Raw genomic sequence first — 26,983 nt, 5'->3', positions numbered from 1 at the left:
ATCCAGTGGCGGCCTGCGTGAAGGGCGTCACAGTTCCTCGACCCGGCGCGGGGGATAGCTGTCCCACGCCTGGCAGCCCGGGCAGTGCCAGAAGTACTGGTGGGCCTCGAAGCCGCAGGCGGCGCAGCGGTAGCGCATCTGCGGGCGGGCCACCTGGTCCAGCGCGCGCTGCACGGGCGGATGGGTGCGGGCGTCGTCGCGCAGCGTCTCACCGGCCAGCCAGCGCGAGGCCGCCATCAGTGAGCCCGGCTGGCGGGAAAGGTGCTCCAGATAGCGATCTCGTGGCGTCTCGCCGCTGGCGGATTCGAGCGCCATGAGGGCTTCGAGTACGTCGATGGAAGGTTCGGCCTCGTAGCGCGCGCGCAGGAGTCGGGCGGCGGCCGTCTGCTCGCCTGCGGCCTGGGCCGCCTGCTGCAGCGCGGCTGCGTACAGGGGCAGGGCCAGGGGGGCTGTGCGACTCAGCTCGGACAGGGTGGACCAGGCTTGCGCCGCCTGACCCTGGCGCAACTGCAGGGCTGCGGTGTCGATGGCGGGGCGAGGCGCGTCGGGCGCAAGTTGCGCGGCCTGCTGCAGCAGACGCAGCGCCCCATCCGCGTCGCCACGGGCGCCCTGCTCCGCGGCCTGTTCGCACAGGTGATGGGCACGGCGGGCGGCATAACTGGCCTGATCGGAGGCATCGAGCTTGGTCGCCACGGCCTCGGCCTGAGCCCACTCGCGAGAACGTTCGTAGATGGCCAGCAGGGCGAGGCGCGCCTCGTTCTCGTAGCGGGTGCCTTCCAGCTTCTGGAGCGCCGTCTCGGCCCGGTCGAGCAGGCCGGCGCTCAGGAAGTCCTGCGCCAGCGCATGCTGGGCGCGGTCGCGGTCGGCCCGGTTGAGGTCGGCGCGCGAGAGCAGGTGCTCGTGCACGCGCACCGCGCGCTGGTACTCGCCCCGGCGGCGGAACAGGTTGCCCAGGGCGAAGTGCAGTTCCTGCGTGTCCGGGTCGTTCTGGACGGCCTCGATGAAGGCGTCGATCGCCTGGTCCTGCTGCTCGTTGAGCAGGAAGTTCAGGCCGCGAAAGTAGGCCTTGGGCGCCTGTCTGTTCTCGAAGCGCAGTTGGCGCAGGTCCAGGCGCGAGGCCAGCCAGCCCAGCACGAAGGCCAGCGGGAGGCCCAGCAGCAGCCAACTCAGGTCAAAGTCCATGTCGTCGCGCGTGGGAAGGTTCCGCCATCGGTGCATCGGCCAGCGGCGCTTCGGCCGCGCCCTCCGGAGGCGTCGCCGGCTGGCGCAGCGCCGCGGCAGCCGAACGGTGGCGCCACCAGCCGGGCAGCATGCCGAGCGCACCGACCACCAGGCCCGCCGCGAAGGCCGCGAGCACCACCAGCACCAGCGGACCGCGCCAGGAGGTGCCGAAGAAGAAGTGCACCGTGGTCTCGTGCTGGTTGTTCAGCGCGAAGGCGAAAAGGGTAAAAAAAATGGCTGCCTTGAGCAGCCACAGGAGGTATTTCATCGCTAGGCCACTCCAGTGCAGGCTGCAATCCTTGGAGGAGGCAGCGGCGACAGGAAGCGGGGCGCGTGAAGGGGGTGTCTCGTCATGCAGATCCGGATGGCGGGACGATTCTAAGTAGGAGACCCCGGTCCACCGGCCCCGAAGGAAGGGCGGATGGACGGGTCTGGCTCATGGCTCGCTCGAACGGTCCACGGCTTCGCGCAAGGCCTTGCCCGGCTTGAAGTGCGGTACGCGCTTCTCAGGAATCTGCACGCTTTCCCCGGAACGCGGATTACGCCCCAGGCGCGGCGGGCGCCGGCTCACCGAAAAGCTGCCAAAGCCGCGGATCTCGATGCGATGCCCCCGCACCAGCGCGTCGCTCATGGCGTCAAGAATCGTCTTGACCGCCTGCTCGGCGTCGCGGTGCGTCAGCTGCGCAAAGCGGGCTGCGAGTTCTTCGACCAGATCGGAACGTGTCATTGCTGGCACACGGCGGGCCGGGGTGCTCGCGCACCCACGGCCCGCCGCAATCCGCGTCGATTACTTGTCGCTGCCGTCCAGCTTGGCGCGCAGCAGGGCGCCCAGGCTGGTGGTGCCGGCGTTTTCGCGGGCCGACTGCTGGCTCAGGCTGGCCATGGCTTCCTGCTGGTCGACCATGTCCTTCTGGCGGATCGACAGCTGGATGCTGCGGTTCTTGCGGTCCACGTTGGTGACCACGGCCGTGACTTCGTCGCCTTCCTTGAGCACGTTGCGGGCATCTTCCACGCGGTCGCGGGAGATTTCCGAAGCGCGCAGGTAGCCGACGACGTCGCCGCCCAGGTCGATCTCGGCGCCACGGGCGTCGACGGTCTTGACCTTGCCGGTCACGATCTGGCCCTTGTCATTGACGGACGAGAAGGTGGTGAACGGGTCACCGTCCAGCTGCTTGATACCCAGGCTGATGCGCTCGCGGTCCACGTCGACAGCCAGCACGATCGCGTCGACTTCCTGGCCCTTCTTGTAGTTGCGAACGGCGGTCTCGCCGGCTTCGTTCCACGACAGGTCGGACAGGTGCACCAGGCCGTCGATGCCGGCAGCCAGACCCACGAAGACGCCGAAGTCGGTGATCGACTTGATCGGGCCCTTCACGCGGTCGCCGCGCTTGGTGTTCTGCGCGAACTCTTGCCACGGGTTGGCCTTGCACTGCTTCATGCCCAGGCTGATGCGGCGCTTGTCTTCGTCGATCTCCAGGACCATGACTTCCACTTCGTCGCCCATGGAGACGATCTTGTTGGGCGCCACGTTCTTGTTGGTCCAGTCCATCTCGGACACGTGCACCAGGCCTTCGATGCCCGGTTCGAGTTCGACGAACGCGCCGTAGTCGGCGATGTTCGTGACCTTGCCGAACAGGCGCGTGCCTTGCGGATAGCGGCGCGACACGCCCAGCCACGGGTCGTCGCCCATCTGCTTGAGACCCAGCGAGACGCGGTTCTTCTCGGTGTCGAACTTGAGGATCTTGGCGGTGATTTCCTGGCCGGCCTGAACGACTTCGCTCGGGTGGCGGACACGGCGCCAGGCCATGTCCGTGATGTGCAGCAGGCCGTCGATGCCGCCGAGGTCGACGAAGGCACCGTATTCGGTGATGTTCTTGACCACCCCGCGGACGATGGCGCCTTCCTTCAGCGTCTCCATCAGCTTGGCGCGCTCTTCGCCCATCGAGGCTTCGACCACGGCACGGCGCGACAGAACGACGTTGTTGCGCTTGCGGTCGAGCTTGATGACCTTGAACTCCATCGTCTTGTTTTCGAACGGAGTCAGGTCCTTGATAGGACGGGTGTCGATCAGCGAGCCCGGCAGGAAGGCGCGGATGCCGTTGACCAGCACCGTCAGGCCGCCCTTGACCTTGCCGCTGGTCGTGCCGGTGACGAATTCACCGGATTCCAGGGCCTTCTCGAGCGCCAGCCACGAAGCCAGACGCTTGGCCGTGTCGCGCGAGAGGATGGTGTCGCCGTAGCCGTTCTCGACGGAGCCGATGGCCACGGAGACGAAGTCGCCGGCCTGGACTTCGAGTTCGCCCTTGTCGTTCTTGAACTCGTCGATCGGCACGTAGGCTTCGGACTTCAGGCCGGCATTGACCACGACGTGGTTGTGCTCGACGCGGACCACCTCGGCGGTGATCACCTCGCCCGCGCGCATTTCGGAACGCGTCAGGGACTCTTCAAAGAGGGCGGCAAAAGATTCGGACATTGAGTTTCCTTCCGGTCTCTCCAGGTTTCCAGCCGCCCATGCAACATCGCGTGCGGCTGTTTCTATGACTGGAACCGGTGGTTTGGGCAGTGAAGCCCGGGGGTTGGAGGTTGAACAACCAGCAGGCCGGTGCGCTGACGCGCGAGAGGAGCCTGCCTGGAGCGATAGGCGCACCCGGCAGGGCCGGGGCGCCGAGCCCGACGCGAGCGCTCAATGCGTCTCGAAGGGCTGCACCTGCCGCCACCAGTCCAACACCTGCTCGACCGACTGATCGATGCTGAGAAAGGAGTTGTCCAGGAGGCGGGCGTCCTGCGCGGGCTTGAGGGGAGCGACGCTGCGATTCGAGTCGCGCGCGTCGCGCGCTTCCAGGTCCGCGCGAAGGTCGGCGAGTATAGCGGGAATTCCTTTGGAAATCAATTGCTTATACCGGCGCTCCGCCCGGTGCTCGGCGCTGGCGGTCAGATAGACCTTCAGTGGCGCTTCGGGAAAGATCACCGTGCCCATGTCGCGGCCGTCGGCCACAAGGCCGGGCAGGCGGCGAAAGCTGTGCTGCAGCTCGGTGAGGGCGGCGCGCACGCCGGGCAGGGCCGACACGCGCGAGGCGTCCATGCCGGCCGCCTCGGTGCGGATGGCGTCCGTCACGTCCTCGTCGGCCAGCAGCACGCGGCCGGCGTCGAAGCGCAGGGGCAGGGCGCGGGCAAGTGCGGCGATGGCCGCCTCGTGGGCCGGTTCCGGCTCGAGGCAGGCGCGTCGCGTCGCGAGGCCCGCCACGCGGTAGAGCGTGCCCGAATCCAGGTAGTGGTAGCCCAGGCGCAGCGCCAGCTCGGCCGCCAGCGTGCCCTTGCCCGAGGCGGTGGGGCCGTCGACGCAGAGCACCGGCACCTCGTCTGCCGCAACCACCGAGAACAGGGTCTCGAAATAGTCGGGAAAGGTCTTGGCGACGCATTTCGGGTCGAGGATGCGCACTGGCCGGCGGTCGGGGTTGAAGGCCGCCAGCGAGAAGCACATGGCCACTCGGTGATCGTCGTAGGTGTGGATGGCGACCGGCTTCCATTGGCCGGCGGGCAGGGGATGCACGACGATGAAGTCCGGCCCCGACTCGACGATGGCGCCCAGCTTGCGCAGCTCGGCCTCCATGGCGTCGATGCGGTCGGTCTCCTTCACGCGCCAGCTGGCGATGTTGCGCAGCCGGCACGGGCCGTCGGCATACAGCGCCATCACGGCCAGCGTCATGGCGGCGTCGGGGATGGCATTGCAGTCCAGGTCGATGGACTTGAGCGGCCAGGCGCCGCGCCGCACCTCCAGCCAGTTGGGTCCGCTGTCCACCTGCGCGCCCATCTGCCGGGCGGCGTCGATGAAGCGGATGTCGCCCTGGATCGAATCGGCGCCCACGCCTTCGATGCGGATGCCGTTCGCGCCCGGCAGCGGCGCGGCCAGCGCGCCCAGGCCGATGAAGTAGCTGGCCGAGGACGCGTCCGCCTCCACGTGGATGCGCCCGGGCGTGACGTAGCGGCTGCCCTGCGGGATCGTGAAGCGGCGCCATTCCTCGCGCTGCACCTGGATGCCGAAGCGGGCCAGCAGGTTGAGCGTGATCTCGATGTAAGGCTTGGAGATCAGTTCGCCCACCACCTCGATCACCACGTCGCGGTTGCCGGCCGCCAGCGGCAGGGCCAGCAGCAGGGCCGTGAGGAACTGGCTCGAAACATCACCCCGAACGCGGATCGGTGTGTCGAGCTGCAGGGCCGAGATCTGGGCCGGGCGGATGCGCAGCGGCGGGTAGCCGGGGTTGCCCAGGTAGTCGATCGGGCAACCCAGCTGCACCAGGGCGTCGACCAGGTCGCCGATCGGGCGCTCGTGCATACGCGGCACGCCGCGCAGCTGGAAGTCGCCGCCCAGCAGCGCCAGCGCTGCGGTCAGCGGCCGCATCGCCGTGCCCGCATTGCCCAGGAACAGGTCGGCCTGCCGCTGCTTCACCTGGCCGCCCAGTCCCTCGATGCGCAGCACCGCGCCGTCGCGGGTGAGGGTGCAACCCAACTGAGTGAGCGCTTCCAGCATCACGCGGGTGTCGTCCGAATCCAGGAGGTCGTAGATCTCGGTCGTGCCGCTGGCCAGTGCGGCCAGCAGGAGCACGCGGTTGGAGATGCTCTTGGAGCCGGGCAGCCGCACGGTGCCGCCGGCGCCGGTCAGCGCGGGAAGGTCGAGGAACTCGGTGGCGTACATGGAAGGAGAGGAGGAGTTAGCCGCCGGGCCGGCAACTCAGCGCCCGGCGGCAAGGTCGAAAGGGGTACCCATCAGCCGATGCACGGTGGTGCGCTCAGTGCGAGAGTGCAGGCTTCAGCGACGCGCGTGCCCGGCTGGCCCGACCGATGGCGTCGACGAGGCCGTCGGCGTCGCCCGCAGCGATCCTTGCCTCGAAATCCATCAGGGCCTCGCGGAAGGCCCGCGACTGCCGCAGCACTTCTTCGCGATTGGCCAGAAGGATGTCGCGCCAGACCGTGGGTTCGCCGGCAGCGATGCGCGAGAAATCGCGGAATCCGGGCCCGGCCAACTCGAGCCATCGGGCGCCGTCAGGCTGATGTGCCACCGATTGCATGAAGGCAAACGCGAGCAGATGGGGCAGATGGCTGACGGCCGCCAGGGCAGCGTCGTGCGACGCCGCATCCATCGTCAGGACGCGGGCGCCGATGCGGCTCCAGACATCGATGGCGCGCTGCACCTGCTCTGCGCGTGAACGCTCGGTGGGCGTGAGAATCACGTGCCGACCCACGAAGAGGGCGCCCTCGGCATGCTCGACGCCCGCGACCTCCTTGCCCGCGATGGGATGGGCGGGCACGAAGTTGCCGGCCTGCTGCTGCAGTGCGCGAAGGCCGGCCTGCACCACGTCGCCCTTGGTCGAGCCCACATCCATCAGCAGCGTCTGCTCGCCCAGGCCGTGGCGGATGGCGCTCAGGGTGGATTCCGTCGCGGCCACCGGTACCGCCAGCACCACGATGTCGGCACCGGCAACGGCCTGCAAGGCGGAAGGCGCCTCGGTGTCGATCACGCCCAATTGGCGCGCGCGCTCGGTGGTGGAAGGCGACTTGCTGTAGCCGACTACCCGGCGCACCAGCCCCGCCTGACGCAGTGCCAGCGCAAAGGAGCCGCCGATGAGGCCGCAGCCGATCAGGCCGAGTTGCTGGAACATGCCCGCAGCCTCAGGCCTTGACCGGGTAGGCGCCGATGATCTTGAAGAAGGCGCACAGGCCGCGCAGCTCGGCCAGGGCGGCGGCCACGTTCGGCTGGCTGGGATGGCCGTCGAGGTCGATGTAGAAGTAGTACTCCCACTGGCCCGTGCGTGCGGGACGCGACTCGAAGCGCGTCATCGAGACCTTGTGCTCCTTCAGTGGCACGAGAAGGTCGTGCACGGCGCCCGGCTTGTTGGGCACCGAGACCACGAGGCTGGTCATGTCGCGCCCCGAAGCGGGTGGCATGGCGAGCGTATGCGGCAGGCAGATGACGGCGAAGCGCGTGCGGTTGTACGGGTCGTCCTGGATGGCATGGGCCACGATGTGCAGGCCGAACTGGGTGGCTGCACGCTCGCCGGCGATCCCTGCCCAAGCCGGATTGGTTCCGGCCAGCCGCGCGCCTTCGGCGTTGCTCGAGACGGCGCGCCGCTCCGCCTTGGGCAGGTGCTTGGACAGCCAGCCATGGCACTGTGCGAGGGCCTGCGGATGGGCCATCACCACCTCGATGTCGTCCAGCGAATTGCGGCTGCAAAGCAGGTTGTGGCGCACCAGCAGGCTGACCTCGCCGACCACGTGGGCGGGCGAATGCAGGAACAGGTCGAGCGAGCGTGCCACGGCACCTTCGGTGGAGTTCTCGACGCCCACGACGCCGTATTGCGCGCTGCCGGCAGCCGTGGCATGGAAGACTTCGTCGAAGGTGGCGCAGTACACCAGGTCGGCCGCGCCGCCGAAGTACTCGATGGCGGCCTGCTCGCAGAAGGTGCCTTCGGGACCCAGCACCGCCACACGTTGAGGCGATTCGAGTGCCAGGCAGGCCGACATGATCTCGCGCCAGATGGCTTCGACATGGGCCCCCTTGAGCGGCCCGGGGTTGTTGCGCTTGACCTTCTCGATGACCTGCGCGACGCGGTCAGGCCGGAAGTAGGGCGTACCCTCGCGCTTCTTCACCTCGCCCACCAGCTCGGCCACATGGGCGCGCTGGTTCAGCAGGTCGAGCAATTGGGCATCCAGCGCGTCGATGCGATCGCGCAGCGGCGCGAGGCTGTCGGCGGCAGAGGAAGGGTAGGGAGGAGGGGATTGGTGAGCGGTCATCGAGCGGACTCACACCTGTGTTCAGGCGTGCAGGCGCTCGAATTCTCTCATGTAGGAAACCAGTGCCTGAACGCCTTCCAGCGGCATGGCGTTGTAGATGCTGGCCCGCATGCCGCCGACGGATTTGTGGCCCTTGAGCTGCAGCAGCCCGGCCGCCTTTGCCCCTGCCAGGAAGGCCTCGTTGCGCGACTCGTCGGCCAGCAGGAAGGGGACGTTCATGCGCGAGCGGCACGACGTGTCGACCCTGCTCTCATAGAAGGCCGATGCGTCGATGAACTCGTACAGCAGCTTCGCCTTGGCGATGTTGCGCGCTTCCATGGCGGCCACACCGCTGAGCTCGCCTTCCTTCTGCTCGAGCAGCCACTGGAAGGTCAGGCCCGCGATGTAGATGCCCCAGGTCGGCGGCGTGTTGTACATCGAGTCGTTCTCCGCCACGAGCTTGTAGCTGAAGGCGCTCGGGCAGATGGGCAGGGCGCGGTCCAGCAGATCCTCGCGCACGACCACCATCGTGAGGCCGGCGGGGCCAAGGTTCTTCTGGGCGCCGCCGAAGGCCAGGCCCACGCGCTGCCAGTCCACGCTGCGCGAGGCGACATGCGAGGAGAAGTCGATGACCAACGGCGCGTCGCTGCCCAGGGCCTTCAGGTCGGGCAGTTCCTGGAATTCGATGCCGTTGATCGTTTCGTTGGAGCACAGGTGCACATAGGCGGCATCCGGGCTCAGCGACCATTGCGCAGCGTCCGGGATGGCCATATGCCCGCCTTCGGCATTGGTGGCGGCCGTGCGTGCCTTGCAATAGCGGCCAGCTTCCTTGAGCGACTTGGTGCTCCAACTGCCCGTGACCACGAAGTCGACCGTACCTCCGCGCGAGAGGTTCAGCGGCACGATCGCGTTTTCACCCAGCCCACCGCCCTGCATGAACAGGATTCGGAAGTTGGAGGGCACCGCGAGCAGCTGGCGGAAGTCCGCTTCCGCCCGACCGATGATCTCGCCGAACTCCTTGCCGCGGTGGCTCATCTCCATGACGCCCATGCCGCTGCCGTGCCAGTCGAGCATCTCCGCCGCAGCGCGTGACAGCACCGCCTCCGGCATCGCGGCAGGGCCGGCAGAGAAGTTGTAGGGACGGCTTTGGGCAGCGGGGGTCATGCGGTGGACAATCGGGCGAAAGCGAACTTACTTCTTGGCAGGCGCCTTGGGGGCTGCGCTGCTGCTGCTGGCACCGCCGTTGCCCTTGGCTGCGCCGCCGTCGGTGGGGGCGCCCAGGGCCTTGGCGACGTTGGTGTCCAGCGCGCGGAGCTTGGGTTCCACCGAGGCGCGGGTTTCAGCCACCAGCTTTTCGGTCAGCGCGTTCTGAAGCTGCGGATTGAGTTCCTGGTATTTCTTGCTCACCGGCGAGCTGACCCAGGCCACCAGCTGGCGCATCTCTTCTTCGCTGAAGTTCTGCTCCATGACCGGAGTCAGCGCCGACGGAGCCAGCTGGACGGCCTTGTCGCGCACCAGCGGATAGGTGTCGTCGAAATACTTCTTCAGCTCGGCGTCGGCAGCCTTGCCAGCGGCTTCACGCTTGGCTTCGGGCACCTGGGTCTGCAGGTAGCCTGCACCCGCGCGAGCGATGGGCAGGCTGGATTCCTCGACCAGGCCGCGCGCCAGCGCTTCCACGCCCGGCTTCTGCAGCTCGATGAACTGCTTGATGAGGGCAGCCTTGTCCTGTGCCCAGGCGCCGGAGACGGCTGCAGCGAGCGTGGCGCCGATCAGGGCGGTCTTGATGTGTTTCTTCATTGAGGGTTCTCCTGGGATGGGTCGGCGGCGTCTTCCGCATCGACGGCCGCGTTGGCGTCGTTCTCGACGATGCGCTGCAGCCCACTGAGCTGGGCGCCCTCGTCGAGGTTGATGAGCGTGACACCTTGCGTTGCACGGCCAAGTTCGCGGATTTCTGATACGCGTGTCCGTACCAGCACGCCCTTGTCGGTGATGAGCATGATCTCGTCGTCGACGTGCACCAGCGTGGCGGCCACGACCTTGCCGTTGCGCTCGCTTTGTTGAATCGCGATCATGCCTTTGGTTCCCCGGCCGTGGCGGGTGTACTCGGTGATGCTGGTGCGCTTGCCGTAGCCGTTTTCGGTGGCGGTGAGCACGCTCTGCGTCTCGTCCTCGGCCACCAGCATCGCGATCACCCCTTGGCCGTCCTCCAGCATCATGCCGCGCACGCCGCGGGCATTGCGGCCCATGGGGCGTACGTCGTTCTCGTCGAAGCGCACGGCCTTGCCGCCGTCGGAGAACAGCATCACGTCGTGCTTGCCGTCGGTCAGGGCCGCGCCGATGAGGTAGTCGCCGTCGTCCAGGTCCACGGCGATGATGCCGGCCTTGCGCGGATTGCTGAACTCGTCGAGCGCCGTCTTCTTGACGGTGCCCATCGAGGTGCCCATGAAGATGTAGCGGTCCGACGGGAAGTTGCGCGTCTCCCCGGTCAGCGGCAGCACGACGGTGATCTTCTCGCCCTCGGCCAACGGGAACATGTTGACGATCGGGCGGCCACGCGAATTGCGCGAACCCGATGGCACTTCCCACACCTTGAGCCAGTACAGGCGGCCGCGATTGGAGAAGCACAGGATGTAGTCGTGCGTGTTGGCGATGAAGAGCTGGTCGATCCAGTCGTCTTCCTTGGTGGCGGCGGCCTGCTTGCCACGCCCGCCGCGCTTCTGCGCCCGATATTCCGACAGCGGCTGGCTCTTGATGTAGCCGCTGTGCGAGAGCGTGACCACCATGTCGGTGGGCGTGATCAGGTCTTCGGTCGAGAGGTCCTGCGCGCTGTATTCGATCTCGCTGCGGCGCGCGCCCAGCTTGGTCTGGCCGAACTCGTGGCGCAGGGCGCCGAGTTCCTCGCCGATGATGACCGACACACGTTCGGGCTTGGACAGGATGTCGAGCAGGTCGTCGATCTCCGCCATCACTTCCTTGTACTCGGCGACGATCTTGTCCTGCTCAAGGCCGGTCAGGCGCTGCAGACGCATCTGCAGGATTTCCTGGGCCTGCGTCTCGGACAGGCGGTAGAGGCCGTCGCCCATCAGGCCGTAGATGCGTTCCAGGCCTTCGGGGCGGTAGTCGTCGGCATTGATGGTGCCGCCGTCGGCGCGCGAGCGGGTGAGCATCTCGCGCACCAGCTTGCTGTCCCACGAGCGGGTCATCAGCTCGGCCTTGGCCACCGGCGGCGTGGGCGACTCGCGGATGATGCGGATGAATTCGTCGATGTTGGCCAGCGCAACCGCCAGGCCTTCGAGCACGTGGCCACGCTCGCGCGCCTTGCGCAGGTTGAACACCGTGCGCCGCGTGACCACCTCGCGCCGGTGCTGCAGGAAGACCTGGACCAGGTCCTTCAGGTTGCACAGCTTGGGCTGGCCGTCGACCAGCGCCACCATGTTGATGCCGAAGGTGTCCTGCAGCTGCGTCTGCTTGTACAGGTTGTTGAGCACCACCTCGGGCACTTCGCCGCGCTTGAGCTCGATCACCAGGCGCATGCCCGACTTGTCGGATTCGTCCTGGATGTGGCTGATGCCTTCGAGCTTCTTCTCGTGCACCAGTTCAGCCATGCGCTCCTGCAGCGTCTTCTTGTTCACCTGGTAGGGCAACTCGTCGACGATGATGGCCTGACGCTGGCCGCGGTCGATGTCCTCGAAGTGGCACTTGGCGCGCATCACCACCTTGCCGCGGCCGGTGCGATAGCCTTCCTTGACGCCGTTGATGCCGTAGATGATGCCGGCGGTCGGGAAGTCGGGCGCTGGCACGATCTCCATCAGATCGTCGATGCTGGCGTCCGGATGTCGCAGCAGGTGCAGGCAGGCGTCCACCACCTCGTTCAGGTTGTGGGGAGGAATGTTGGTGGCCATGCCCACCGCAATGCCGCCGGAGCCATTGACCAGCAGGTTGGGCAGCCGACTCGGTAATACCAACGGCTCCTTTTCGCTGCCGTCGTAATTGGGGCCGAAATCGACGGTTTCCTTGTCGATATCCGCCAGCATTTCGTGCGCGATTTTGGCGAGGCGAATTTCCGTATAGCGCATCGCTGCCGCGCTGTCGCCGTCGACCGAGCCGAAATTGCCCTGGCCGTCGACAAGCATGTGGCGCATGGAAAAATCTTGCGCCAGCCGCACGATCGTGTCGTACACCGACTGGTCCCCGTGCGGGTGGTACTTGCCGATCACATCGCCGACGATACGGGCCGACTTCTTGTAAGGCCGGTTCCAGTCGTTGTTGAGCTCGTGCATCGCGAAGAGCACGCGCCGGTGTACGGGCTTGAGGCCGTCCCGCGCATCAGGCAGGGCACGCCCTACGATCACGCTCATGGCGTAATCGAGATAGCTGCGCCGCATCTCCTCTTCGAGGCTGATGGGCAGGGTTTCCTTGGCGAACGAAGTCATGAAGGGCAGCGGGTCCGTCGGGCGAAACGCTCGATTTTACGTTGCTTGTGGTGTCGCGAGACAGCAACACAAGTGCGGCTTTCCGTTGCAGTCCTACGCCTGCCAGCCCGGGCGCGCCCGGTTTGAGAAAGACCCTATGGCACAATCAACTCCAGCGTTTTGGGTGGTGGTCACTTGAGACGTCCTTGTTTCGCGGCTGCGGCTGCGGCTTTTTCCCCAAGAGGAGAACCATGAAGAAACTGAATAAAGTGGCGATGATGTTTGCAGTCGCTGCGCTCGCCACGGCCGCCGGCGCGCAGACCAAGGTCACCGCCGCGAATGGTGGTCCCGTGATCGACAATTGGCAGAACGGCACGGGCGAACTCGTCTGGAAGAACGGCACCAACGAACTGTGCTGGCGCGACGCCAACTGGACCCCCGCCACGGCCGCCGTGGGTTGCGATGGTGCTCTGGTTGCTGCTCCGGCCGCTCCGGTTGCCGCGCCTCCTGCCGCTGTGACGCCGCCGGCTCCGCCCGCGCCGCCCGCTGTCGCCGCTTCGAAGGTCACCTTCGCCGCCGACGCCTTCTTCGACTTCGACAAGTCGGTCCTGAAGCCCGAAGGCCGCGCCAAGCTGGACGACCTGGTCTCGAAGATCAAGGGCATCAACCTGGAAGTCATCATTGCCGTGGGTCACACCGACTCCATCGGTACCGATGCCTACAACCAGCGTCTGTCGGTGCGTCGTGCCGAAGCCGTGAAGGCCTATCTGGTCTCCAAGGGCATCGAGCGCAACCGCGTTTACACCGAAGGCAAGGGCGAGAAGCAGCCCGTGGCTGACAACCGCACCAAGGAAGGTCGCGCGAAGAACCGTCGCGTGGAAATCGAAGTGGTCGGCACCCGCGCCAACTGATTTCGATCAGCCCTCTGAAAACCCCGCCTCGGCGGGGTTTTTTTATGGCCTATCAGGGTCACGCCATTTGGCACGAGGCGCGGGGTGTCTGCGTCTCGCCATTCATAATTCGACCGATGACGGCGACACATCCCAATGCAGATCCGGCCGAGCTGGCCAAATTTTCGGAGCTGGCCCATCGCTGGTGGGACATGGACAGCGAATTCCGCCCCCTGCACGAGATCAACCCGCTTCGGCTGGAGTGGATCGAGAGTCAGGTGGCGTTGACGGGCAAGCGCGTGCTCGACGTGGGTTGCGGCGGCGGCATTCTCTCGGATGCCATGGCTCGCCGGGGAGCGGACGTGCTGGGCATCGATCTGGCAACCAAGGCGCTGAAGGTGGCGCAGCTTCACGCGCTTGACGCGGGCACCCCGCGGGTACGGTACCGTGAGACGTCCGTCGAGGCCCTGGCCGAAGAGGCACCGTCGAGTTTCGATGTGGTCACCTGCATGGAGATGCTCGAACATGTGCCGCAGCCAGCCTCCGTGGTGCGGGCCTGCGCCAAGCTGGTCAAGCCCGGCGGCTGGGTGTTCTTTTCCACCATCAATCGCAATGCCAAGGCCTTCATGCTGGCGATCGTGGGCGCGGAGTATGTGTTGAACATGTTGCCCAAAGGGACCCACGAGTACGCGAAGTTCATCCGGCCGGCGGAACTGGCTGCCCACTGCCGGGGTGCCGCTTTGACGATCGATCATTCGCGAGGGCTGCAGTACAACCCCTTGACCCGGCGCTACTGGCTCGACGACGACGTGAGCGTCAACTACATGGTCGCGACCCGGCGCACGGCAGGGGCGTCCCGCGAATGAGGGGGGCATCTTGGCCAGACGTTCAGGCCGTCCTGTTCGATCTCGACGGGACCTTGATCGACAGCGCGCCCGAACTGGGCGCGGCTGCAGACAGGATGCGCGTCGCGCGCGGGATGTCTTCGCTGCCTCTCTCTGCCTATCGACCGATGGCCGGGGCGGGCGCGCGCGGGATGCTCGGCGTGGCCTTCGGCTTGCGGCCGGAAGATGCGCAGTTCGCCGAACTGCGGGAAGAATTTTTCAAGACCTATGAAGCGCTCATGTTCGACGGGTCCGTCGCGTTCAGCGGCGTGGATGCTCTGATTGCGCGCTTGGTGGATCGGCGCATGCCTTGGGGCGTGGTCACCAACAAGTCGAGTCGCTTCACCGAGCCGCTCACCGCCAGCATGCCGCTGTTCGAGACGGCCGCCGCCATCGTCAGCGGAGACACCACGCCACATGCGAAGCCCCATCCCGCGCCGTTGCTCGAGGCCGCACGCCGAATCGGGGTCGACCCGGCGCGCTGTGTCTATGTCGGCGACGACCAGCGGGACATCGTCGCAGGCAAGGCTGCCGGCATGCGCACGGTTGCCGTTGCCTACGGCTATCTGGGGGCCGACGCCGACGTCACGCAGTGGCAGGCGGATGCGGTGATTTCTTTGCCCCTCGACCTCTTGCAATGGTTGCCGTTGGCCTAAACTAGGCTGTTCTGGGGCTGCATTGGTTTCGACGTGGGTTCGGGACCGCAGTGGTGCATGTCGAGCTGAATGTGCTCGTAAAACAGATTCAAACAAACTAACTGCAAACGACGAACGTTTCGCACTCGCAGCCTAATCGCTGCGAGCCTTGCAACAGTCGGCCGATGGGCTGGGCAAGGGGGCGTTAGAGCAATCTGACGCCTCCCGGCTGCAAGGTTAATCACATTGGCTGGCAGTGGTCCGGGTACCTTGGGCTGCTGCGAGATCTAAGGGTGCTGGCTGCTGGCAAAGCGTGCGTCTGCGCGTTGCCGGTTGCGAGATCCAAAACAGAGCGCTAAACATGTAGATCTGCGCGGCGAAGGCTTGCGGACGGGGGTTCAAATCCCCCCAGCTCCACCACACACCTCTCACCGTTTTCCATCGGTGGTGAACATCCGAGGCCCGAACTGCCCGTCAGTTCGGGCTTTTCTTCTTTTCGGGCACCCATGGCGGCGCGGTCTTCGAGTGCTGCCGAGGCTCGGCCCGCCCGAAAGCAAGAAGCCCGGCAGAGCCGGGCTTCTTTTCGGGGGCGCAAAGTCCGATCAGGCGGCCTTGACGCTCTTCTTGGCCTTGGCCTTGTGAGCTACCTTGTGCTTAGTGGCCTTCTTGGCATGCTTGGCCGTAGCGGCCTTGGCAGCAGGCGCTTCGGTCGGGGCAGCGGGGGCTTGAGCGAAGGCGCCGGTGGCGATCAGACCGGCGGTGGCGAAAGCGAGAAGCTTCTTCATAAGAACATCCTTTGGGATTGACGGTTTTGGGACTGCCTTGATGAGCACTCAGCCATACACAGGATCGTGGCCGGCTGCCTGTAAAACGGCGCAGCCGCGATCCGGTTGACGCAGGCCTTCGACATTTGCGCAATAGGCGCGGGTCGCTGCGTGCTGGAGGGGCGCGTCTAGAATTCCATGCCGCTCCGGCCCGCTCGTGGCCCTGTCCGACGTCGTTGGACGAGGTGGCGTTTCCTCCCACCCAAGCTCATCCATGTCCAGCTACCAGCACATCCAAGTCCCGGCTGAGGGCCGGAAGATCACCGTCAATGCCGACAACACGCTCAACGTGCCCGAGCAGGTGATCATTCCCTTCATCGAAGGCGACGGCGTCGGCCGCGACGTGACCCCGGTGATGCTCAAGGTGGTGGATGCCGCAGTGGCCCGGGCCTATGGCGGCAACCGCAAGATCCATTGGATGGAGATCTACGCTGGGGGCAAATCCACTCAGTTGTACGGTCCCGATGTGTGGCTGCCCGACGAGACGTTGGATGCGGTGCGCGACTATGTCGTCTCGATCAAAGGGCCACTGACCACTCCGGTCGGTGGCGGCATCCGCAGCCTCAACGTGGCGCTGCGTCAGCAGCTTGACCTGTACGTGTGCCTGCGTCCCGTGCGCTATTTCAATGGCGTGCCGTCGCCGCTGCGCGAGCCGAGCAAGACGGACATGGCGATCTTCCGCGAGAACTCGGAGGACATCTACGCCGGCATCGAATACGAGGCCCGCTCGGAGAAGGCCCAGAAGCTCATCCGTTTCCTGGTGGATGAACTGGGCGCCAAGACGATCCGCTTCCCCGAGACCTCGGCCATCGGCCTGAAGCCGGTCTCCATCGAAGGCACGGAGCGGCTGGTGCGCAAGGCCATCCAGTACGCCATCGACAACGACAAGCCCAGCGTCACGCTCGTGCACAAGGGCAACATCATGAAGTTCACCGAAGGTGGCTTCCGGGAGTGGGGCTATGCGCTGGCAGCCCGCGAGTTCGGTGGCCAGCCCATCGACGGCGGCCCGTGGCTGCGGGTCAAGAGCCCGAAGACCGGCAGGGACATCGTCATCAAGGACGTGATCGCCGACGCCTTCCTGCAGCAGATCCTGCTGCGGCCGGCCGAGTATTCGGTGATCGCCACGCTCAACCTCAACGGCGACTACATCTCGGACGCGCTCGCGGCGCAGGTGGGCGGCATCGGGATCGCACCGGGAGCCAACATGTCCGACACGGTGGCCATGTTCGAGGCCACGCACGGCACGGCGCCCAAGTACGCCGGCAAGGACTACGTCAATCCGGGCTCCAGCATTCTCTCGGCCGAGATGATGCTGCGGCACATGGGCTGGACGGAGGCGGCCGACCTGATCATCCGCGCCATGGAAGCGGCAATCCAGAGCAAGAAGGTCACCTACGACTTCGCCCGCCTAATGGACGGCGCCACGCAGGTCAGCTGCTCCGGGTTTGGCCAGGTGATGGTCGACGCGATGGCAGAGTAGGGCGCAGTCTGCCTGTAGGAGATGGTCGCGCACCGCGCACGCGTCCACGGGGGCGAAACGCACGCGGGGCCGCGATGCTTCCTACAGCGCAGCACATGCGCCATGACAGGGTGAGGGCTTCATCATCGAAGGAGCCCACCCATGCCCATGAAGACCATCCAGGACCTGTTCGTCCACGACCTGTCCGACACCTACAGCGCAGAGAAACAGATGACGCGCTCCCTGCCCAAGATGGCGCGTGCAGCAACGGATCCTGAACTGCAGGCCGCGTTCGAGGCCCATCTGGAGGAGACGCGCGGCCAGGTCGAGCGCCTCGAGCAGGTGGCCGAGCAATGCGGACTCAAGCTCAAGCGCATCAAGTGCGAAGGCATGGATGGATTGATCGAGGAGGCTACCTCGATGATCGACCAGATCGAGGCAGGTCCCGTCCTTGACGCGGCACTCATCGCCTCGGCCCAGAAGGCGGAGCACTATGAGATCGCCGGCTATACCTCGCTGTGTCTCGTGGCGCAGAAGCTCGGCTTCCAGGAGGCAGTCAAGTTGCTCAAGCAGACCCTGGAGGAAGAGCAGGCCACGGATCAGCGTCTAGGCACGCTGGCCGAAGCGATGCAGATCGATCAGGCACAGGCTGCAGTCTGACTCGGCGCGACTCGCGTCCAACAGAAAACCCCGCTGATGCGGGGTTTCGTGTTTTAGGACACCTCGTGCATGGATAGGCACCTAGCGCGCCGACGCCGATGCGCCGGGGTTCTCAAAGGATCCGGTTGAACCACAAAAGCGACAGCCCCGCCGCGAGCAGCGACAGCGCGGCAGCCGCAACTGCGAACAGTGCGGAGACCTCGGTTTCCTTTTTCTCCACCGTCAGGCGGGAGCTGAGGGTTTCATAGACCTTGTGGAGGTCCTGCGCCGTCCCGGCGTAGAAGTATTCGGCCGCCGTGCGGTTGGCCACGGCCTTGAGCGTCTCTTCATCGAGGCGCACCCGCATCGACCAGCCCTCGAAGCCGATGGTTTCGCCGTCGACCGTCCCGACGCCCACCGTGTACACACGCACGCCCCGGTCGGCCGCTGCCTTGGCGGCATCCAGCGGATCCACGCCGGTGGTGCGCTGCCCATCCGTCAGCATGATGATGGCCGCCGATGAATACGAGCCCGGTGGGACCGGTTTGACAGGTTCGGCGGGTTTGCGCCCCGCGCGATCCAGCGAGATGCCCTGCTGCCGGCTCTGCGGCCCGAAATCCGCGATGTCGATGCCCGCGTCCGGGAACAGTGTCGCCAGCGACACGACGATGGCATTGCCAGTGGCGGTCGCTCGCTGCAACTGGAAGGAGTCGATGGCCGCTACCAGCTCATCGCGGCTGGTGGTGGGCAACTGCGCCACGTTCGCGCTGCCGGCGAAGGCCACCACCCCCACCTTCACGTTGCGAGGCAGATCCTTGATGAAGGCCTTGGCAGCCTCCTGCGCCGCCACCAGCCGGTTGGGCTTGACGTCCTCGGCGCGCATGCTGCCCGATACATCCATGGCCAGGATGATGGTCTGCTGGTTGGAGGGCAATGTAATCACCGCCAGTGGGCGTGCAGCGGCGATCAACATGGCCGTGATCGCCAGCAGGAAGAGCACGGGGGGCAGGTGCCGGCGCAGCGACTGCCGGGCACCCAGGGCCTCGCGCACGATGGACAGGCTGGCATATCGCACCGCCAGCTTCTTCTTGCGGCGGATCAGCCACAGGTACAGCAGCACCAGCGCGGGAACCAGCAGCAGGAGCCACAGGAACTGCGGCCAGAGGAATGTCAGGGGCAGCGTGGCATTCATCTCAGTTCTCCAGCCCGTCGTGGCGGCGCGCCGGTCGCCCGCACACGGCGGCGGCGCATGTCGGCAAATCGGACGATGGCCTCGACCAGGTCATCGGCGGTGGACAGTTCCAGGGCATCGACGCCCGCGTTGGCCAGGGCCTCGCGCAGGGCGTCCTCGCGCTCGCTGGCGAGCTTGGCGAAGCGGCGACGGAAGGCCGCATCGTGGGTGTCGACCCAGACCTGTTCCCCAGTCTCGGCATCTGCAAGGGGCACCAGGCCGAGGTCAGGCAGCTCCCGCTCGAGCGGGTCAAAGAGGCGCACGGCGACGACCTCGTGCCGCTGGGCCAGGCGGGCAAGCGGCTTCTCCCAGCCTGGTTCGGTCAGAAAGTCGGAGACCACGAAGACGGTGCTGCGGCGGGGCATCAGCCCCGCGGCCGACTGCAGCATGTCGGCCAGGCGCGTCATGCCGTGGTGCGTGGTCTTGCCGCCGGCGACGCTCGGTGCGGCGCGGCGCTCCATTTCATGGAGCAGCCGCAGCACATGCGTACGGCTGCTGCGCGGTGGCAGCACCGCCTCGAGGTCGTGGCCGTAGACCAGGGCCCCCACCCTGTTGCCATGGCGTGTCAGAAGCCGCGCGAGCACGCCGACGAACCCCGCGGAGATCTCGCGCTTGGCCTTGGGGCCGGAGCCGAAATCCACCGAGCGGCTGAGGTCGAGCACGAACCACGCGGCCATCTCACGGTCTTCCGTGAAGACGCGCACATGCGGCACCTGCTGGCGTGCGGTGACGTTCCAGTCGATGTGGCGTACATCGTCGTGCATCTGGTATTCGCGCAGGTCTGCCAGATCCAGGCCTGTGCCACGCATCAACGTGCGGTAGTCGCCCTGCAGCAGGCCATCGAGCCGGCGGATGACGGTCCACTCCAGCCGGCGCAGCAGGCGGTCGGCCGCCCCCGCCTCAGGAGCCGGGTCGTTGGCCGCCGGCGCGGCGGCGGGCTTGCGGCGCCAGAGCTTCATTCAGGCCACCAGCTTGTCGTGCTCGAGCGGCCGCGGCGGCGCCGGGACGGCACGCATGATCTTCTCGATCAGCAGGTCGGGTGTGAGGCCTTCAGAGAGGCCCTCGTACGACAGCGTCACGCGGTGGCGCAACACATCGGGCACCAGGTCGCTCATGTCCTCGGGCAGCACGTAGGCCCGCCCGCGCAGCATGGCGAGCGCGCGCGCGCCCTCGGCCAGGCCGATGGTGGCGCGCGGGCTCGCGCCGAAGGTGATGAAGCGGCGCGTGTCCTTGAGGCCGAACTTCTCGGGATTTCGCGTGGCCGAGATCAGCTTGACCGCGTACTGGATCAGCGACGGATCGACGTAGACCTGCCGCGATTGCGCCTGCAGCGCCGCCAGCTGCTCGATGGTGGCGACCGGGGCAGCCTCCAGCTTCTCGCCGATCACACGCTGGACGATGACGAACTCCTCATCGTCGGTGGGGTAGTCGACCAGCACCTTCATCATGAAACGGTCCACCTGGGCCTCGGGCAAGGGATAGGTGCCTTCGGTCTCGATCGGGTTCTGCGTGGCCATGACCAGGAAGGGGCGCGGCACGCGGTGCGTCTCGCCCGCGATGGTCACCTGGCGTTCCTGCATCACCTCCAGCAGTGCGCTCTGCACCTTGGCAGGCGCGCGGTTGATTTCGTCGGCCAGCAGCAGATTGGCGAAGACGGGCCCGAGCGAAGTGGAGAAGTCGCCGGTCTTCTGGTTGTAGATGCGGGTCCCCACCAAGTCGGCCGGCACCAGGTCGGGCGTGAACTGGATGCGCTTGAAGCTGCCGCGCATGGTGTCGGCCAGCGTCTTGACGGTGAGCGTCTTGGCGAGGCCGGGCACGCCTTCCACCAGCAGGTGGCCGCCGGCCAGCATGGCGACCATCACCCGTTCGAGGAAGCGGTCCTGTCCCACCACCACGCGCTTGACCTGGTAGAGGATCTGTTCCATCAGATCGGCGGTGGTGGCGGCAGTGTCGGGCAGGGCGGTCGGTGTGGTCATGGGTCTTCCGGTGGACGCTCGGGAGAGCGGGCTGTCGATCGGTCAATCACGGCACCGGCCAGACGGACCAGCACCTGGGGCTGCGAAGCTCAGAAAGGCGGCGAGCCCACCGCGGAGGCGGCGTTCTCGATGGGCACCGCAAAGCCGATGCCGATGAAGGTGCGCTGCTGCGTCGGGTTGAGGATGGCGGTGACGATGCCCAGAACCTCGCCGTCCATGTTGATCAGCGGACCGCCGGAGTTGCCGGGATTGGCCGCTGCATCGAACTGGATCAGGTTGGACAGCTCCTGCTTGCCCTCGGGCGACTGGAAGGAGCGCTTGAGCCCGGACACCACGCCGGCCGAGACCGACGGGCCGATGCCGAAGGGAAAGCCCACTGCCACCACTTGGTCGCCGGGTCGCAGGTCGGCGGTGGACTTCATGGTGGCGGCCATCAGATCGTCCGGGATCTTCTGCGCCTGGAGCACGGCCAGGTCGTTCTCGGGCTGCACGCCAGTCACGGTGGCGATCGATTCCAGCCCGTCGAAGAAAGTCACCTTGATCTTCTGGGCGCCCGCGACCACGTGCAGGTTGGTCAGGATCACGCCCTTGTCGACGATGACCACCCCGGTGCCGATGCCGCGCTCGACCTCGCCGGGCGGGCCCGAGGCCTCGGGCGGCTTGCCGCGCGCCATGTTGCGGCCGCGCTTTTCGGTGCGGGCGGCGGGGGTTTCCTTTTCCTCGCCGTAGCTCACGACGCGCACCACCGAGGGACGGATGGTGTCGGCGGCGCGCGTCGCCTGAGAAGGAAGTGTCTGCGTCTGCAGCGTCTTGAGCACCGCGGCGTCGATGTCCTTCTGGGTGAGCTGCAGGCCGCCGGGGGGCCGCTGCCAGAGCCAGACGCTGGTGCCCCCCAGCGCCACGACGGCCAACGCCAGGGCCGCGAAGCTGCGGCGGCCCGGATGCCAAGCCGCAGGGCGTTCAGGCGGGACGCTGGACGGCGGTTCTCCGTCCCCACCCTCGGCCGGCAGGGGGGTGGACATCGGTTCGTCCTCGGCAACGGGACGACGGGGCGACGGGCTGTATCGGGCGGGCCTGCGCATCGATGCACCTCCAAGAAAGTGATGCAGGGGTTGGGGGCACCCTAGCACGCTTTGTACCGCTTTGCAGCCCCTGCGGCATGATCCCCCGCATGGCGGTCTTCATCGATACACACTGTCACCTGGATGCGCCCGAGTTCGGTGCGCAGGCGGCGCAGGTGCATGCGCGCTCCCGACGCGCCGGCGTGGCGCTGTGCCTGATCCCGTCCGTGGCGCCGTCGAACTTCGAGACGGTGCGCGCCCTGGCGCATGCGCAGCAGGACGCCTATTCGCTGGGCATTCATCCGCTGTGCACGGCCGAGGCCGGCGAGGCGGCACTCGATGTCCTGCAGGCGGCCCTGGATCTCCATGGCGACGACCCGCGTCTTGTTGCGGTCGGCGAGATCGGCCTGGATTACTTCGTGCCCGAACTCGACGGCCCGATGCAGGAGCGGCTGTTCCGACGCCAGCTGCAGATGGCCTGGCAGCGGCAGCTGCCGGTGCTGCTCCATGTGCGCCGCTCGGTCGACAAGGTGCTGCGCCAGTTGCGCGAGGTGGGCGGCGGCCGGCCATGGCACGGCATCGCCCATGCCTTCGTCGGCAGTCGCCAGCAGGCCGAGGAATGCCTCGGCCTGGGCCTCAAGCTCGGACTGGGTGGCGCGATGACCTTCGAGCGGGCGACGCGGCTGCGCGAGCTGGCGACGCAACTGCCGCTGGAATCCTTTGTCCTGGAAACCGATGCGCCGGACATTCCTCCCAGCTGGCTTTACCAGACCCGCGAGGCGCGCGAGGCGGGAAGTCCCCAAGGACGCAACGAGCCCGCCGAGGTGCCGCGCATTGCACAGGTGCTGGCCGAACTCCGGGGGCTGACCGTCGAAGTGGTCGCTGACGCCACGACGCGCAACGCGCTGGCTGCGGTGCCCCGGCTGGCCGCCTTGATGCCTGCGCGGGATGCAGGCCTCGCGGAACTGTCGGACGCGGCCGATGTGCCCCCGTAGGCCGAGGTCGCAACATGGAGTTCCAGCGATTGCAAGGCGTTCTTCGGTGTCATCCTTCGCTCACGGCCTGCCGTTTCAGGCCATACGGGGACATCACCCCGTGTGTCCCAACCGGGGCCGCCCCAGGCGGCCCGCATCACAAGGAGCGATTCCGATGACAACGTACAACCTCCGTGCCCTTCCCGCTGCCCTGATCGTCGCCCTGGCTGCGATTGGCCTGCCGGCCATGGCCCAGACCAGCGCCACCACGACCACCACCACCACGGCGACCACCCCCGCCATGCCGGCGACCACGCCCATGACGTCGCAACCGACGCTGACCGAGCGCGCCAAGGAAACCGGCAAGGAAGCCGTCGACGCCACCGAGCGCGGCGCCAAGAAGGCCTACACCGCCACCAAGAACGGTGCCGAAAGGGCCGCCGACGCCACGGAAAGCGGCACGAAGAAGGCCTATCGCAAGACCAAGAAGGTCGGTGGCGAGGCTGTCGCCGCCACCGAGCGCGGCGCCAAGAAGGCGTATGGCGCCACCAAGACCGGCGCGAAGAAGGTAGGCGATGCCACCGCCAACGTGGCCCACAAGACCGCCGACGGCATGCGCACCGCGGGCAACAAGATCGGCGAGAAGATCCCCGGCACCGAGCAGAACGAAGCTGCCAAGGCCGCTGGCAAGCAGTGATCGCGTAAGGGCGGCTTCTCCGGTCTGCCCTTAGCGGCACCGGTGCCGCCACTCGACGAAAAGCCCGCTTCCGCGGGCTTTTTGCATGGGCCAGGCGGGAACCGGAGATGGACGCGATGATGGCGGCCATGCCGGTGCCGCCTTCTCGCTCGCCCCAGCCCGAGCAGATGCTGCTCGAAGGGTTGCCGCCCATCGTTGACACGCACACGCGGCTGCTGATCCTGGGCAGCTTCCCAAGCCGGATCTCGCTCGAGAGGCGGCAGTATTATGCGAACCCCCGCAACCAGCTCTGGACCCTCTTGCAAGCCCTCTGGCCCGAGCAGCCGCTTCCCCCTTGCCACGATTACGCCGGGCGTTGCCAGTGGGTGCTGGACCGCGGACTCGGCCTGTGGGACGTGTTCGCGCGCTGCCGCCGTTCGGGCAGCCTGGATTCGGCGATCCGCGACGCCGAGCCCAACGATCTCGGCGGGCTGCGCCTTCCGCACCTCGAAGCCATAGCCCACAACGGCGCCGCCAGCCATGCCCAGGCCATGCGGTTGGCTGTGACCGGTGTGGCCGTGCATCGCCTGCCCTCGACCAGTCCGGCCCATGCCGCCTGGAGCTTGGCACGCAAGATCGAGGCGTGGCGCGAGGTCTTCGCACGGCACGGGCTCTGCGCATGAAGGCGCGCCGCAGCCAGCTCCAGGCACTGCCGGAAGTCAACTTCTCGGACTGGGGCGACATCCGCTACCTGCACCTGGGCACGGAATGGGTGCAGGGCTCCATGCGCATCGATGCGCCCTTCGAGATCGAACTGGAGTACGTGCAGCGCATGATGGCCTGGCTGCTCTTCGTCGACGCGGCCCAGGTGCCCAAGCGCCACGCCATGCAGCTGGGGCTCGGCGCGGCCTCGCTCACCAAGTTTTGCCGCAAGCAGTTGCGCATGCGGACCACCGCCGTCGAGCTGAATCCGGCCGTGGTGGCTGCCTGCCGCGGCTGGTTCAAGCTGCCGCAGGACGACGCCAAGCTCCAGGTCGTGATCGCCGACGCCGCCCAAGAGGTGCGCCAGCCCCAGTGGCAGGGCAACGTGCATGCCCTGCAGGTCGATCTGTACGACCATGAGGCGGCGGCGCCCGTGCTCGACAGCGCCGAGTTCTATGCCGACTGCCGCGGCGTCCTGGCCGAGGACGGCTGCATGACGGTCAACCTTTTCGGTCGCTCGTCCAGCTACGACCGCAGCGTCGAGAAGATCACCGAGGCCTTTGGCGCCGACGCGCTCTGGGCCTTCAAGCCCACGCGCGAGGGCAACACCATCGTCCTCGCCCAGCGGACACCTTCCCGACCCAAGCGTGATCGGCTGGCCCAGCAGGCCGAGGCGATTTCGGCGCGCTGGGGCCTGCCTGCGCCCAAGTGGCTGCGCGTGTTCAAGCCCCTTCAGCCATGACCCGGTCCGCTTCGTCCGCCCCCCACGGTCCCCTGGTGCTGCGCACGCTGGTGGAATGGCTGGCGCAGGACCGTGTCATCAGCCGCGAAGAGGCCGACCGCACCATTGCCCGCTGCGCCCAGGCTGAGAGCAGTCAGCATCCCCTGGTACGCCTGGCCAATGTGGCCATCGCGGGCGCTGCCGATGGTCGTCCGCTCGATCTCGAGACGCTGACCGAGTGGCTGGCGGGCCGCGCGGGCCTGCCCTACCTGCGAATCGATCCGCTCAAGGTGGATGTGGGCAAGGTCGCCGACGTGATGAGCGCCGCCTATGCCGAGCGCCACAAGGTGCTGCCGGTACAGGTCGGACCCACGGAGGTGATCGTGGCGACAGCCGAGCCCTTCATCGCCGACTGGGTGGCCGAGGTGGAGCGTCAGTCGCGCAGGCAGGTGCGGCGCGTGGTGGCGAACCCGGTCGACATCCACCGCTACACGGCCGAGTTCTTTGCACTCGCGCGTTCCGTGCGCGCCGCGCAGAAGGCGGGCGGGCAAGCGGCGGCGACGAGCTTCGAGCAGCTGGTGGAGCTCGGGCGCACCAACCGCCAGCTCGATGCCAACGACCAGAGCGTGGTGCAGGTGGTGGACTGGCTCTGGCAATACGCCTTCGACCAGCGTGCGTCGGACATCCACCTGGAGCCGCGGCGCGAGCAGGGCGTGATCCGCTTCCGCATCGACGGCGTGCTGCATCCGGCCTACCAGATGCCGCTGACGGTGATGAGCGCCATGATCGCCCGAATCAAGCTGCTGGGCCGCATGGACGTGGTCGAGAAGCGCCGCCCGCTCGATGGCCGCATCAAGACCCGCCGCCTGCGTCCGGCGCTGCCCGGTGCAGAGGCCGCCGGCACCGGTACCGCAGCGCACGAGGAGGTGGAGATGCGCCTGTCCACGCTGCCCACCGCCTTCGGCGAGAAGATGGTGATGCGCATCTTCGACCCCGACACGGTGGTCAAGGACCTGGACGCGCTGGGCTTCTCCGCCCACGACGCGGCGCGCTGGAAGTCGCTGGTCGCCCACCCGCACGGCATCATCCTGGTGACCGGCCCCACCGGCTCGGGCAAGACCACCACGCTGTATTCGACGCTGCGCCGCGTGGCCACCGAGGAGGTCAACGTCAGCACCATCGAGGACCCGATCGAGATGATCGAGCCCTCGTTCAACCAGACCCAGGTGCAGCACCAGCTGGACTTCGGCTTCACCGAGGGCCTGCGCGCGTTGATGCGGCAGGACCCGGACATCATCATGGTGGGCGAGATCCGCGATCTGGACACGGCCGAGATGGCCGTGCAGGCCGCGCTCACCGGCCACCTCGTCTTCAGCACGCTGCACACCAACGATGCGCCCAGCGCCATCTCGCGCCTGATGGAACTGGGCGTGCCGGCCTACTTGGTCAACGCCACGCTGCTGGGCGTGATGGCGCAGCGCCTCGTGCGCACGCTGTGCCCGCACTGCAAGCAGCCCGACGACGAGGTCACGCGCGAGACCCTCGACGAGCTGGCCGCACCCTGGCGCGTGAGCGGCGGCACCGTACGGGCCTACAAGCCCGTGGGCTGCATCGAATGCCGGATGACGGGCTACCGGGGCCGCACCGGCCTGTACGAACTGATGACCGTGAGCGAAAGCTTCCGCGGCCTCCTGGGCCAGGCGCCGGACATCGGCGGGCTGCGCCGTCAGGCGGTGGCCGACGGCATGCGCCCGCTGCGCCTAGCCGGCCTGCTGCGCGTGGCCGAGGGGCTGACGACGGTCGCCGAGGTGCTGGCTGCGACGCCGCCACTGCACGAAAGAAGCTGAGCGCGACCGGGGCAACCCCGGGCTTACCCTGAACTCAGGTTAGGTGGAATCCACATCGAAGCT

25 protein-coding genes and 1 other RNA gene are annotated in these 26,983 nt (G+C 66.9%); 11 read left to right on the top strand and 15 right to left on the bottom strand.

What is annotated here, in order from left to right:
- Nucleotides 1–27: 27 nt before the first annotated feature.
- The 10 genes from lapB to gyrA all read right to left on the bottom strand — a co-directional run bounded on the left by lapB (nt 28) and on the right by gyrA (nt 12,422).
- Nucleotides 28–1,182 carry a lipopolysaccharide assembly protein LapB gene (gene lapB / locus BXA03_RS14585; RefSeq protein WP_076509023.1) on the bottom strand — a complete coding sequence of 385 codons (1,155 nt, stop codon included), beginning with the start codon at nt 1,180–1,182 and terminating at the stop codon, nt 28–30.
- The gene (locus BXA03_RS14580; protein WP_076509021.1) at nt 1,172–1,489 is read right to left on the bottom strand and encodes a LapA family protein; all 318 of its coding nucleotides are present in this window, start codon (nt 1,487–1,489) and stop codon (nt 1,172–1,174) included. The genes lapB and BXA03_RS14580 overlap by 11 nt, the downstream gene beginning before the upstream one ends.
- A 168-nt stretch (nt 1,490–1,657) precedes the next feature.
- On the bottom strand, nt 1,658–1,948 hold the full coding sequence (locus BXA03_RS14575; protein ID WP_076509019.1) for an integration host factor subunit beta: 291 nt from the start codon (nt 1,946–1,948) through the stop codon (nt 1,658–1,660).
- 60 nt (nt 1,949–2,008) lie between these two features.
- Entirely contained in the window at nt 2,009–3,694 is a 1,686-nt protein-coding gene (gene rpsA, locus BXA03_RS14570; RefSeq protein WP_076509018.1) for a 30S ribosomal protein S1, read from the bottom strand.
- A gap of 210 nt (nt 3,695–3,904) precedes the next feature.
- On the bottom strand, nt 3,905–5,914 hold the full coding sequence (locus tag BXA03_RS14565) for a bifunctional 3-phosphoshikimate 1-carboxyvinyltransferase/cytidylate kinase (protein ID WP_076509016.1): 2,010 nt from the start codon (nt 5,912–5,914) through the stop codon (nt 3,905–3,907).
- 94 nt (nt 5,915–6,008) lie between these two features.
- Nucleotides 6,009–6,878 (bottom strand): prephenate dehydrogenase, encoded by an 870-nt coding sequence (locus tag BXA03_RS14560; protein ID WP_076509014.1) that lies wholly within the window; start codon nt 6,876–6,878, stop codon nt 6,009–6,011.
- Nucleotides 6,879–6,888: 10 nt separating this feature from the next.
- Nucleotides 6,889–8,010 (bottom strand): prephenate dehydratase, encoded by a 1,122-nt coding sequence (pheA, locus tag BXA03_RS14555; protein WP_076509012.1) that lies wholly within the window; start codon nt 8,008–8,010, stop codon nt 6,889–6,891.
- Between the two features lie 21 nt (nt 8,011–8,031).
- Nucleotides 8,032–9,153: a 3-phosphoserine/phosphohydroxythreonine transaminase gene (gene serC / locus BXA03_RS14550; protein WP_076509010.1), complete on the bottom strand. Its 1,122-nt coding sequence runs from the start codon at nt 9,151–9,153 to the stop codon at nt 8,032–8,034.
- A 27-nt stretch (nt 9,154–9,180) separates the two neighbouring features.
- Complete coding sequence (locus BXA03_RS14545) at nt 9,181–9,786, bottom strand: DUF2059 domain-containing protein (protein WP_076509009.1); 606 nt, start codon at nt 9,784–9,786, stop codon at nt 9,181–9,183.
- Nucleotides 9,783–12,422: a DNA gyrase subunit A gene (gene gyrA / locus BXA03_RS14540; protein ID WP_076509007.1), complete on the bottom strand. Its 2,640-nt coding sequence runs from the start codon at nt 12,420–12,422 to the stop codon at nt 9,783–9,785. The genes BXA03_RS14545 and gyrA overlap by 4 nt, the downstream gene beginning before the upstream one ends.
- A gap of 230 nt (nt 12,423–12,652) precedes the next feature.
- On the opposite strand from gyrA, the gene ompA reads away from it, so the two are divergent.
- The 4 genes from ompA to ssrA all read left to right on the top strand — a co-directional run bounded on the left by ompA (nt 12,653) and on the right by ssrA (nt 15,230).
- Nucleotides 12,653–13,312, top strand: coding sequence for an outer membrane protein OmpA (ompA, locus tag BXA03_RS14535; protein WP_076509005.1), 660 nt, complete (start codon nt 12,653–12,655; stop codon nt 13,310–13,312).
- A gap of 116 nt (nt 13,313–13,428) precedes the next feature.
- Nucleotides 13,429–14,157 (top strand): bifunctional 2-polyprenyl-6-hydroxyphenol methylase/3-demethylubiquinol 3-O-methyltransferase UbiG, encoded by a 729-nt coding sequence (ubiG, locus tag BXA03_RS14530; RefSeq protein ID WP_076509003.1) that lies wholly within the window; start codon nt 13,429–13,431, stop codon nt 14,155–14,157.
- The gene (locus BXA03_RS14525) at nt 14,154–14,831 is read left to right on the top strand and encodes an HAD-IA family hydrolase (RefSeq protein ID WP_076509001.1); all 678 of its coding nucleotides are present in this window, start codon (nt 14,154–14,156) and stop codon (nt 14,829–14,831) included. The genes ubiG and BXA03_RS14525 overlap by 4 nt, the downstream gene beginning before the upstream one ends.
- A gap of 13 nt (nt 14,832–14,844) precedes the next feature.
- Nucleotides 14,845–15,230, top strand: a transfer-messenger RNA (tmRNA) gene (gene ssrA / locus BXA03_RS14520).
- A gap of 182 nt (nt 15,231–15,412) precedes the next feature.
- Here ssrA and BXA03_RS14515 read toward each other — a convergent pair.
- Complete coding sequence (locus tag BXA03_RS14515) at nt 15,413–15,595, bottom strand: hypothetical protein (RefSeq protein WP_076508999.1); 183 nt, start codon at nt 15,593–15,595, stop codon at nt 15,413–15,415.
- A 253-nt stretch (nt 15,596–15,848) separates the two neighbouring features.
- Here BXA03_RS14515 and icd point away from each other — a divergent pair, with 253 nt between their 5' ends.
- Both icd and BXA03_RS14505 read left to right on the top strand, forming a co-directional pair.
- Nucleotides 15,849–17,114 carry an NADP-dependent isocitrate dehydrogenase gene (gene icd / locus BXA03_RS14510; RefSeq protein WP_076508998.1) on the top strand — a complete coding sequence of 422 codons (1,266 nt, stop codon included), beginning with the start codon at nt 15,849–15,851 and terminating at the stop codon, nt 17,112–17,114.
- A 141-nt stretch (nt 17,115–17,255) separates the two neighbouring features.
- On the top strand, nt 17,256–17,753 hold the full coding sequence (locus BXA03_RS14505) for a YciE/YciF ferroxidase family protein (RefSeq protein ID WP_076508995.1): 498 nt from the start codon (nt 17,256–17,258) through the stop codon (nt 17,751–17,753).
- A 112-nt stretch (nt 17,754–17,865) separates the two neighbouring features.
- Here the strand turns inward: BXA03_RS14505 and BXA03_RS14500 are convergent, their stop codons facing one another.
- The 4 genes from BXA03_RS14500 to BXA03_RS14485 all read right to left on the bottom strand — a co-directional run bounded on the left by BXA03_RS14500 (nt 17,866) and on the right by BXA03_RS14485 (nt 22,021).
- On the bottom strand, nt 17,866–18,906 hold the full coding sequence (locus BXA03_RS14500; RefSeq protein ID WP_076509330.1) for a VWA domain-containing protein: 1,041 nt from the start codon (nt 18,904–18,906) through the stop codon (nt 17,866–17,868).
- Nucleotides 18,907–18,920: 14 nt separating this feature from the next.
- Nucleotides 18,921–19,922 carry a DUF58 domain-containing protein gene (locus BXA03_RS14495; RefSeq protein ID WP_076508992.1) on the bottom strand — a complete coding sequence of 334 codons (1,002 nt, stop codon included), beginning with the start codon at nt 19,920–19,922 and terminating at the stop codon, nt 18,921–18,923.
- A complete protein-coding gene (locus tag BXA03_RS14490; RefSeq protein WP_076508991.1) occupies nt 19,923–20,939 on the bottom strand; it encodes an AAA family ATPase in 1,017 nt (338 codons plus the stop codon).
- Nucleotides 20,940–21,028: 89 nt separating this feature from the next.
- On the bottom strand, nt 21,029–22,021 hold the full coding sequence (locus BXA03_RS14485; RefSeq protein ID WP_076508989.1) for a S1C family serine protease: 993 nt from the start codon (nt 22,019–22,021) through the stop codon (nt 21,029–21,031).
- An 89-nt stretch (nt 22,022–22,110) separates the two neighbouring features.
- Between BXA03_RS14485 and BXA03_RS14480 the strand changes: the two genes are divergently transcribed.
- From BXA03_RS14480 to BXA03_RS14460, 5 genes are all read left to right on the top strand, one after another.
- Nucleotides 22,111–22,995 (top strand): TatD family hydrolase, encoded by an 885-nt coding sequence (locus tag BXA03_RS14480; protein ID WP_076508986.1) that lies wholly within the window; start codon nt 22,111–22,113, stop codon nt 22,993–22,995.
- Nucleotides 22,996–23,149: 154 nt separating this feature from the next.
- Nucleotides 23,150–23,671 carry a hypothetical protein gene (locus tag BXA03_RS14475; RefSeq protein ID WP_076508984.1) on the top strand — a complete coding sequence of 174 codons (522 nt, stop codon included), beginning with the start codon at nt 23,150–23,152 and terminating at the stop codon, nt 23,669–23,671.
- A 116-nt stretch (nt 23,672–23,787) separates the two neighbouring features.
- Nucleotides 23,788–24,333 carry a DNA-deoxyinosine glycosylase gene (locus BXA03_RS14470; RefSeq protein WP_369822427.1) on the top strand — a complete coding sequence of 182 codons (546 nt, stop codon included), beginning with the start codon at nt 23,788–23,790 and terminating at the stop codon, nt 24,331–24,333.
- Nucleotides 24,330–25,094 (top strand): class I SAM-dependent methyltransferase, encoded by a 765-nt coding sequence (locus tag BXA03_RS14465; protein ID WP_076508980.1) that lies wholly within the window; start codon nt 24,330–24,332, stop codon nt 25,092–25,094. Before BXA03_RS14470 ends, BXA03_RS14465 begins: the two co-directional genes overlap by 4 nt.
- On the top strand, nt 25,091–26,920 hold the full coding sequence (locus tag BXA03_RS14460; protein WP_076508977.1) for a type IV pilus assembly ATPase TfpB: 1,830 nt from the start codon (nt 25,091–25,093) through the stop codon (nt 26,918–26,920). Before BXA03_RS14465 ends, BXA03_RS14460 begins: the two co-directional genes overlap by 4 nt.
- Nucleotides 26,921–26,983: the final 63 nt, after the last annotated feature.

It is taken from the genome of Pseudacidovorax sp. RU35E, from assembly GCF_900156165.1.
Classification (GTDB): Bacteria; Pseudomonadota; Gammaproteobacteria; order Burkholderiales; family Burkholderiaceae_C; genus Xenophilus.
This window is presented reverse-complemented; position numbering and strand designations above follow the sequence as displayed.

Coding starts and splice junctions, on each gene's coding strand:
- BXA03_RS14545 (WP_076509009.1), bottom strand. CDS start 9,786: ATGAAGAAACACATCAAGACCGCCCTGATCGGCGCCACGCTCGCTGCA.
- BXA03_RS14515 (WP_076508999.1), bottom strand. CDS start 15,595: ATGAAGAAGCTTCTCGCTTTCGCCACCGCCGGTCTGATCGCCACCGGC.
- lapB (WP_076509023.1), bottom strand. CDS start 1,182: ATGGACTTTGACCTGAGTTGGCTGCTGCTGGGCCTCCCGCTGGCCTTC.
- pheA (WP_076509012.1), bottom strand. CDS start 8,010: ATGACCGCTCACCAATCCCCTCCTCCCTACCCTTCCTCTGCCGCCGAC.
- BXA03_RS14470 (WP_369822427.1), top strand. CDS start 23,788: ATGATGGCGGCCATGCCGGTGCCGCCTTCTCGCTCGCCCCAGCCCGAG.
- BXA03_RS14495 (WP_076508992.1), bottom strand. CDS start 19,922: ATGAAGCTCTGGCGCCGCAAGCCCGCCGCCGCGCCGGCGGCCAACGAC.
- BXA03_RS14505 (WP_076508995.1), top strand. CDS start 17,256: ATGCCCATGAAGACCATCCAGGACCTGTTCGTCCACGACCTGTCCGAC.
- BXA03_RS14460 (WP_076508977.1), top strand. CDS start 25,091: ATGACCCGGTCCGCTTCGTCCGCCCCCCACGGTCCCCTGGTGCTGCGC.
- BXA03_RS14485 (WP_076508989.1), bottom strand. CDS start 22,021: ATGCGCAGGCCCGCCCGATACAGCCCGTCGCCCCGTCGTCCCGTTGCC.
- BXA03_RS14490 (WP_076508991.1), bottom strand. CDS start 20,939: ATGACCACACCGACCGCCCTGCCCGACACTGCCGCCACCACCGCCGAT.
- BXA03_RS14560 (WP_076509014.1), bottom strand. CDS start 6,878: ATGTTCCAGCAACTCGGCCTGATCGGCTGCGGCCTCATCGGCGGCTCC.
- rpsA (WP_076509018.1), bottom strand. CDS start 3,694: ATGTCCGAATCTTTTGCCGCCCTCTTTGAAGAGTCCCTGACGCGTTCC.
- BXA03_RS14475 (WP_076508984.1), top strand. CDS start 23,150: ATGACAACGTACAACCTCCGTGCCCTTCCCGCTGCCCTGATCGTCGCC.
- BXA03_RS14525 (WP_076509001.1), top strand. CDS start 14,154: ATGAGGGGGGCATCTTGGCCAGACGTTCAGGCCGTCCTGTTCGATCTC.
- BXA03_RS14565 (WP_076509016.1), bottom strand. CDS start 5,914: ATGTACGCCACCGAGTTCCTCGACCTTCCCGCGCTGACCGGCGCCGGC.
- BXA03_RS14465 (WP_076508980.1), top strand. CDS start 24,330: ATGAAGGCGCGCCGCAGCCAGCTCCAGGCACTGCCGGAAGTCAACTTC.
- BXA03_RS14575 (WP_076509019.1), bottom strand. CDS start 1,948: ATGACACGTTCCGATCTGGTCGAAGAACTCGCAGCCCGCTTTGCGCAG.
- gyrA (WP_076509007.1), bottom strand. CDS start 12,422: ATGACTTCGTTCGCCAAGGAAACCCTGCCCATCAGCCTCGAAGAGGAG.
- BXA03_RS14480 (WP_076508986.1), top strand. CDS start 22,111: ATGGCGGTCTTCATCGATACACACTGTCACCTGGATGCGCCCGAGTTC.
- serC (WP_076509010.1), bottom strand. CDS start 9,153: ATGACCCCCGCTGCCCAAAGCCGTCCCTACAACTTCTCTGCCGGCCCT.
- ubiG (WP_076509003.1), top strand. CDS start 13,429: ATGACGGCGACACATCCCAATGCAGATCCGGCCGAGCTGGCCAAATTT.
- BXA03_RS14580 (WP_076509021.1), bottom strand. CDS start 1,489: ATGAAATACCTCCTGTGGCTGCTCAAGGCAGCCATTTTTTTTACCCTT.
- icd (WP_076508998.1), top strand. CDS start 15,849: ATGTCCAGCTACCAGCACATCCAAGTCCCGGCTGAGGGCCGGAAGATC.
- ompA (WP_076509005.1), top strand. CDS start 12,653: ATGAAGAAACTGAATAAAGTGGCGATGATGTTTGCAGTCGCTGCGCTC.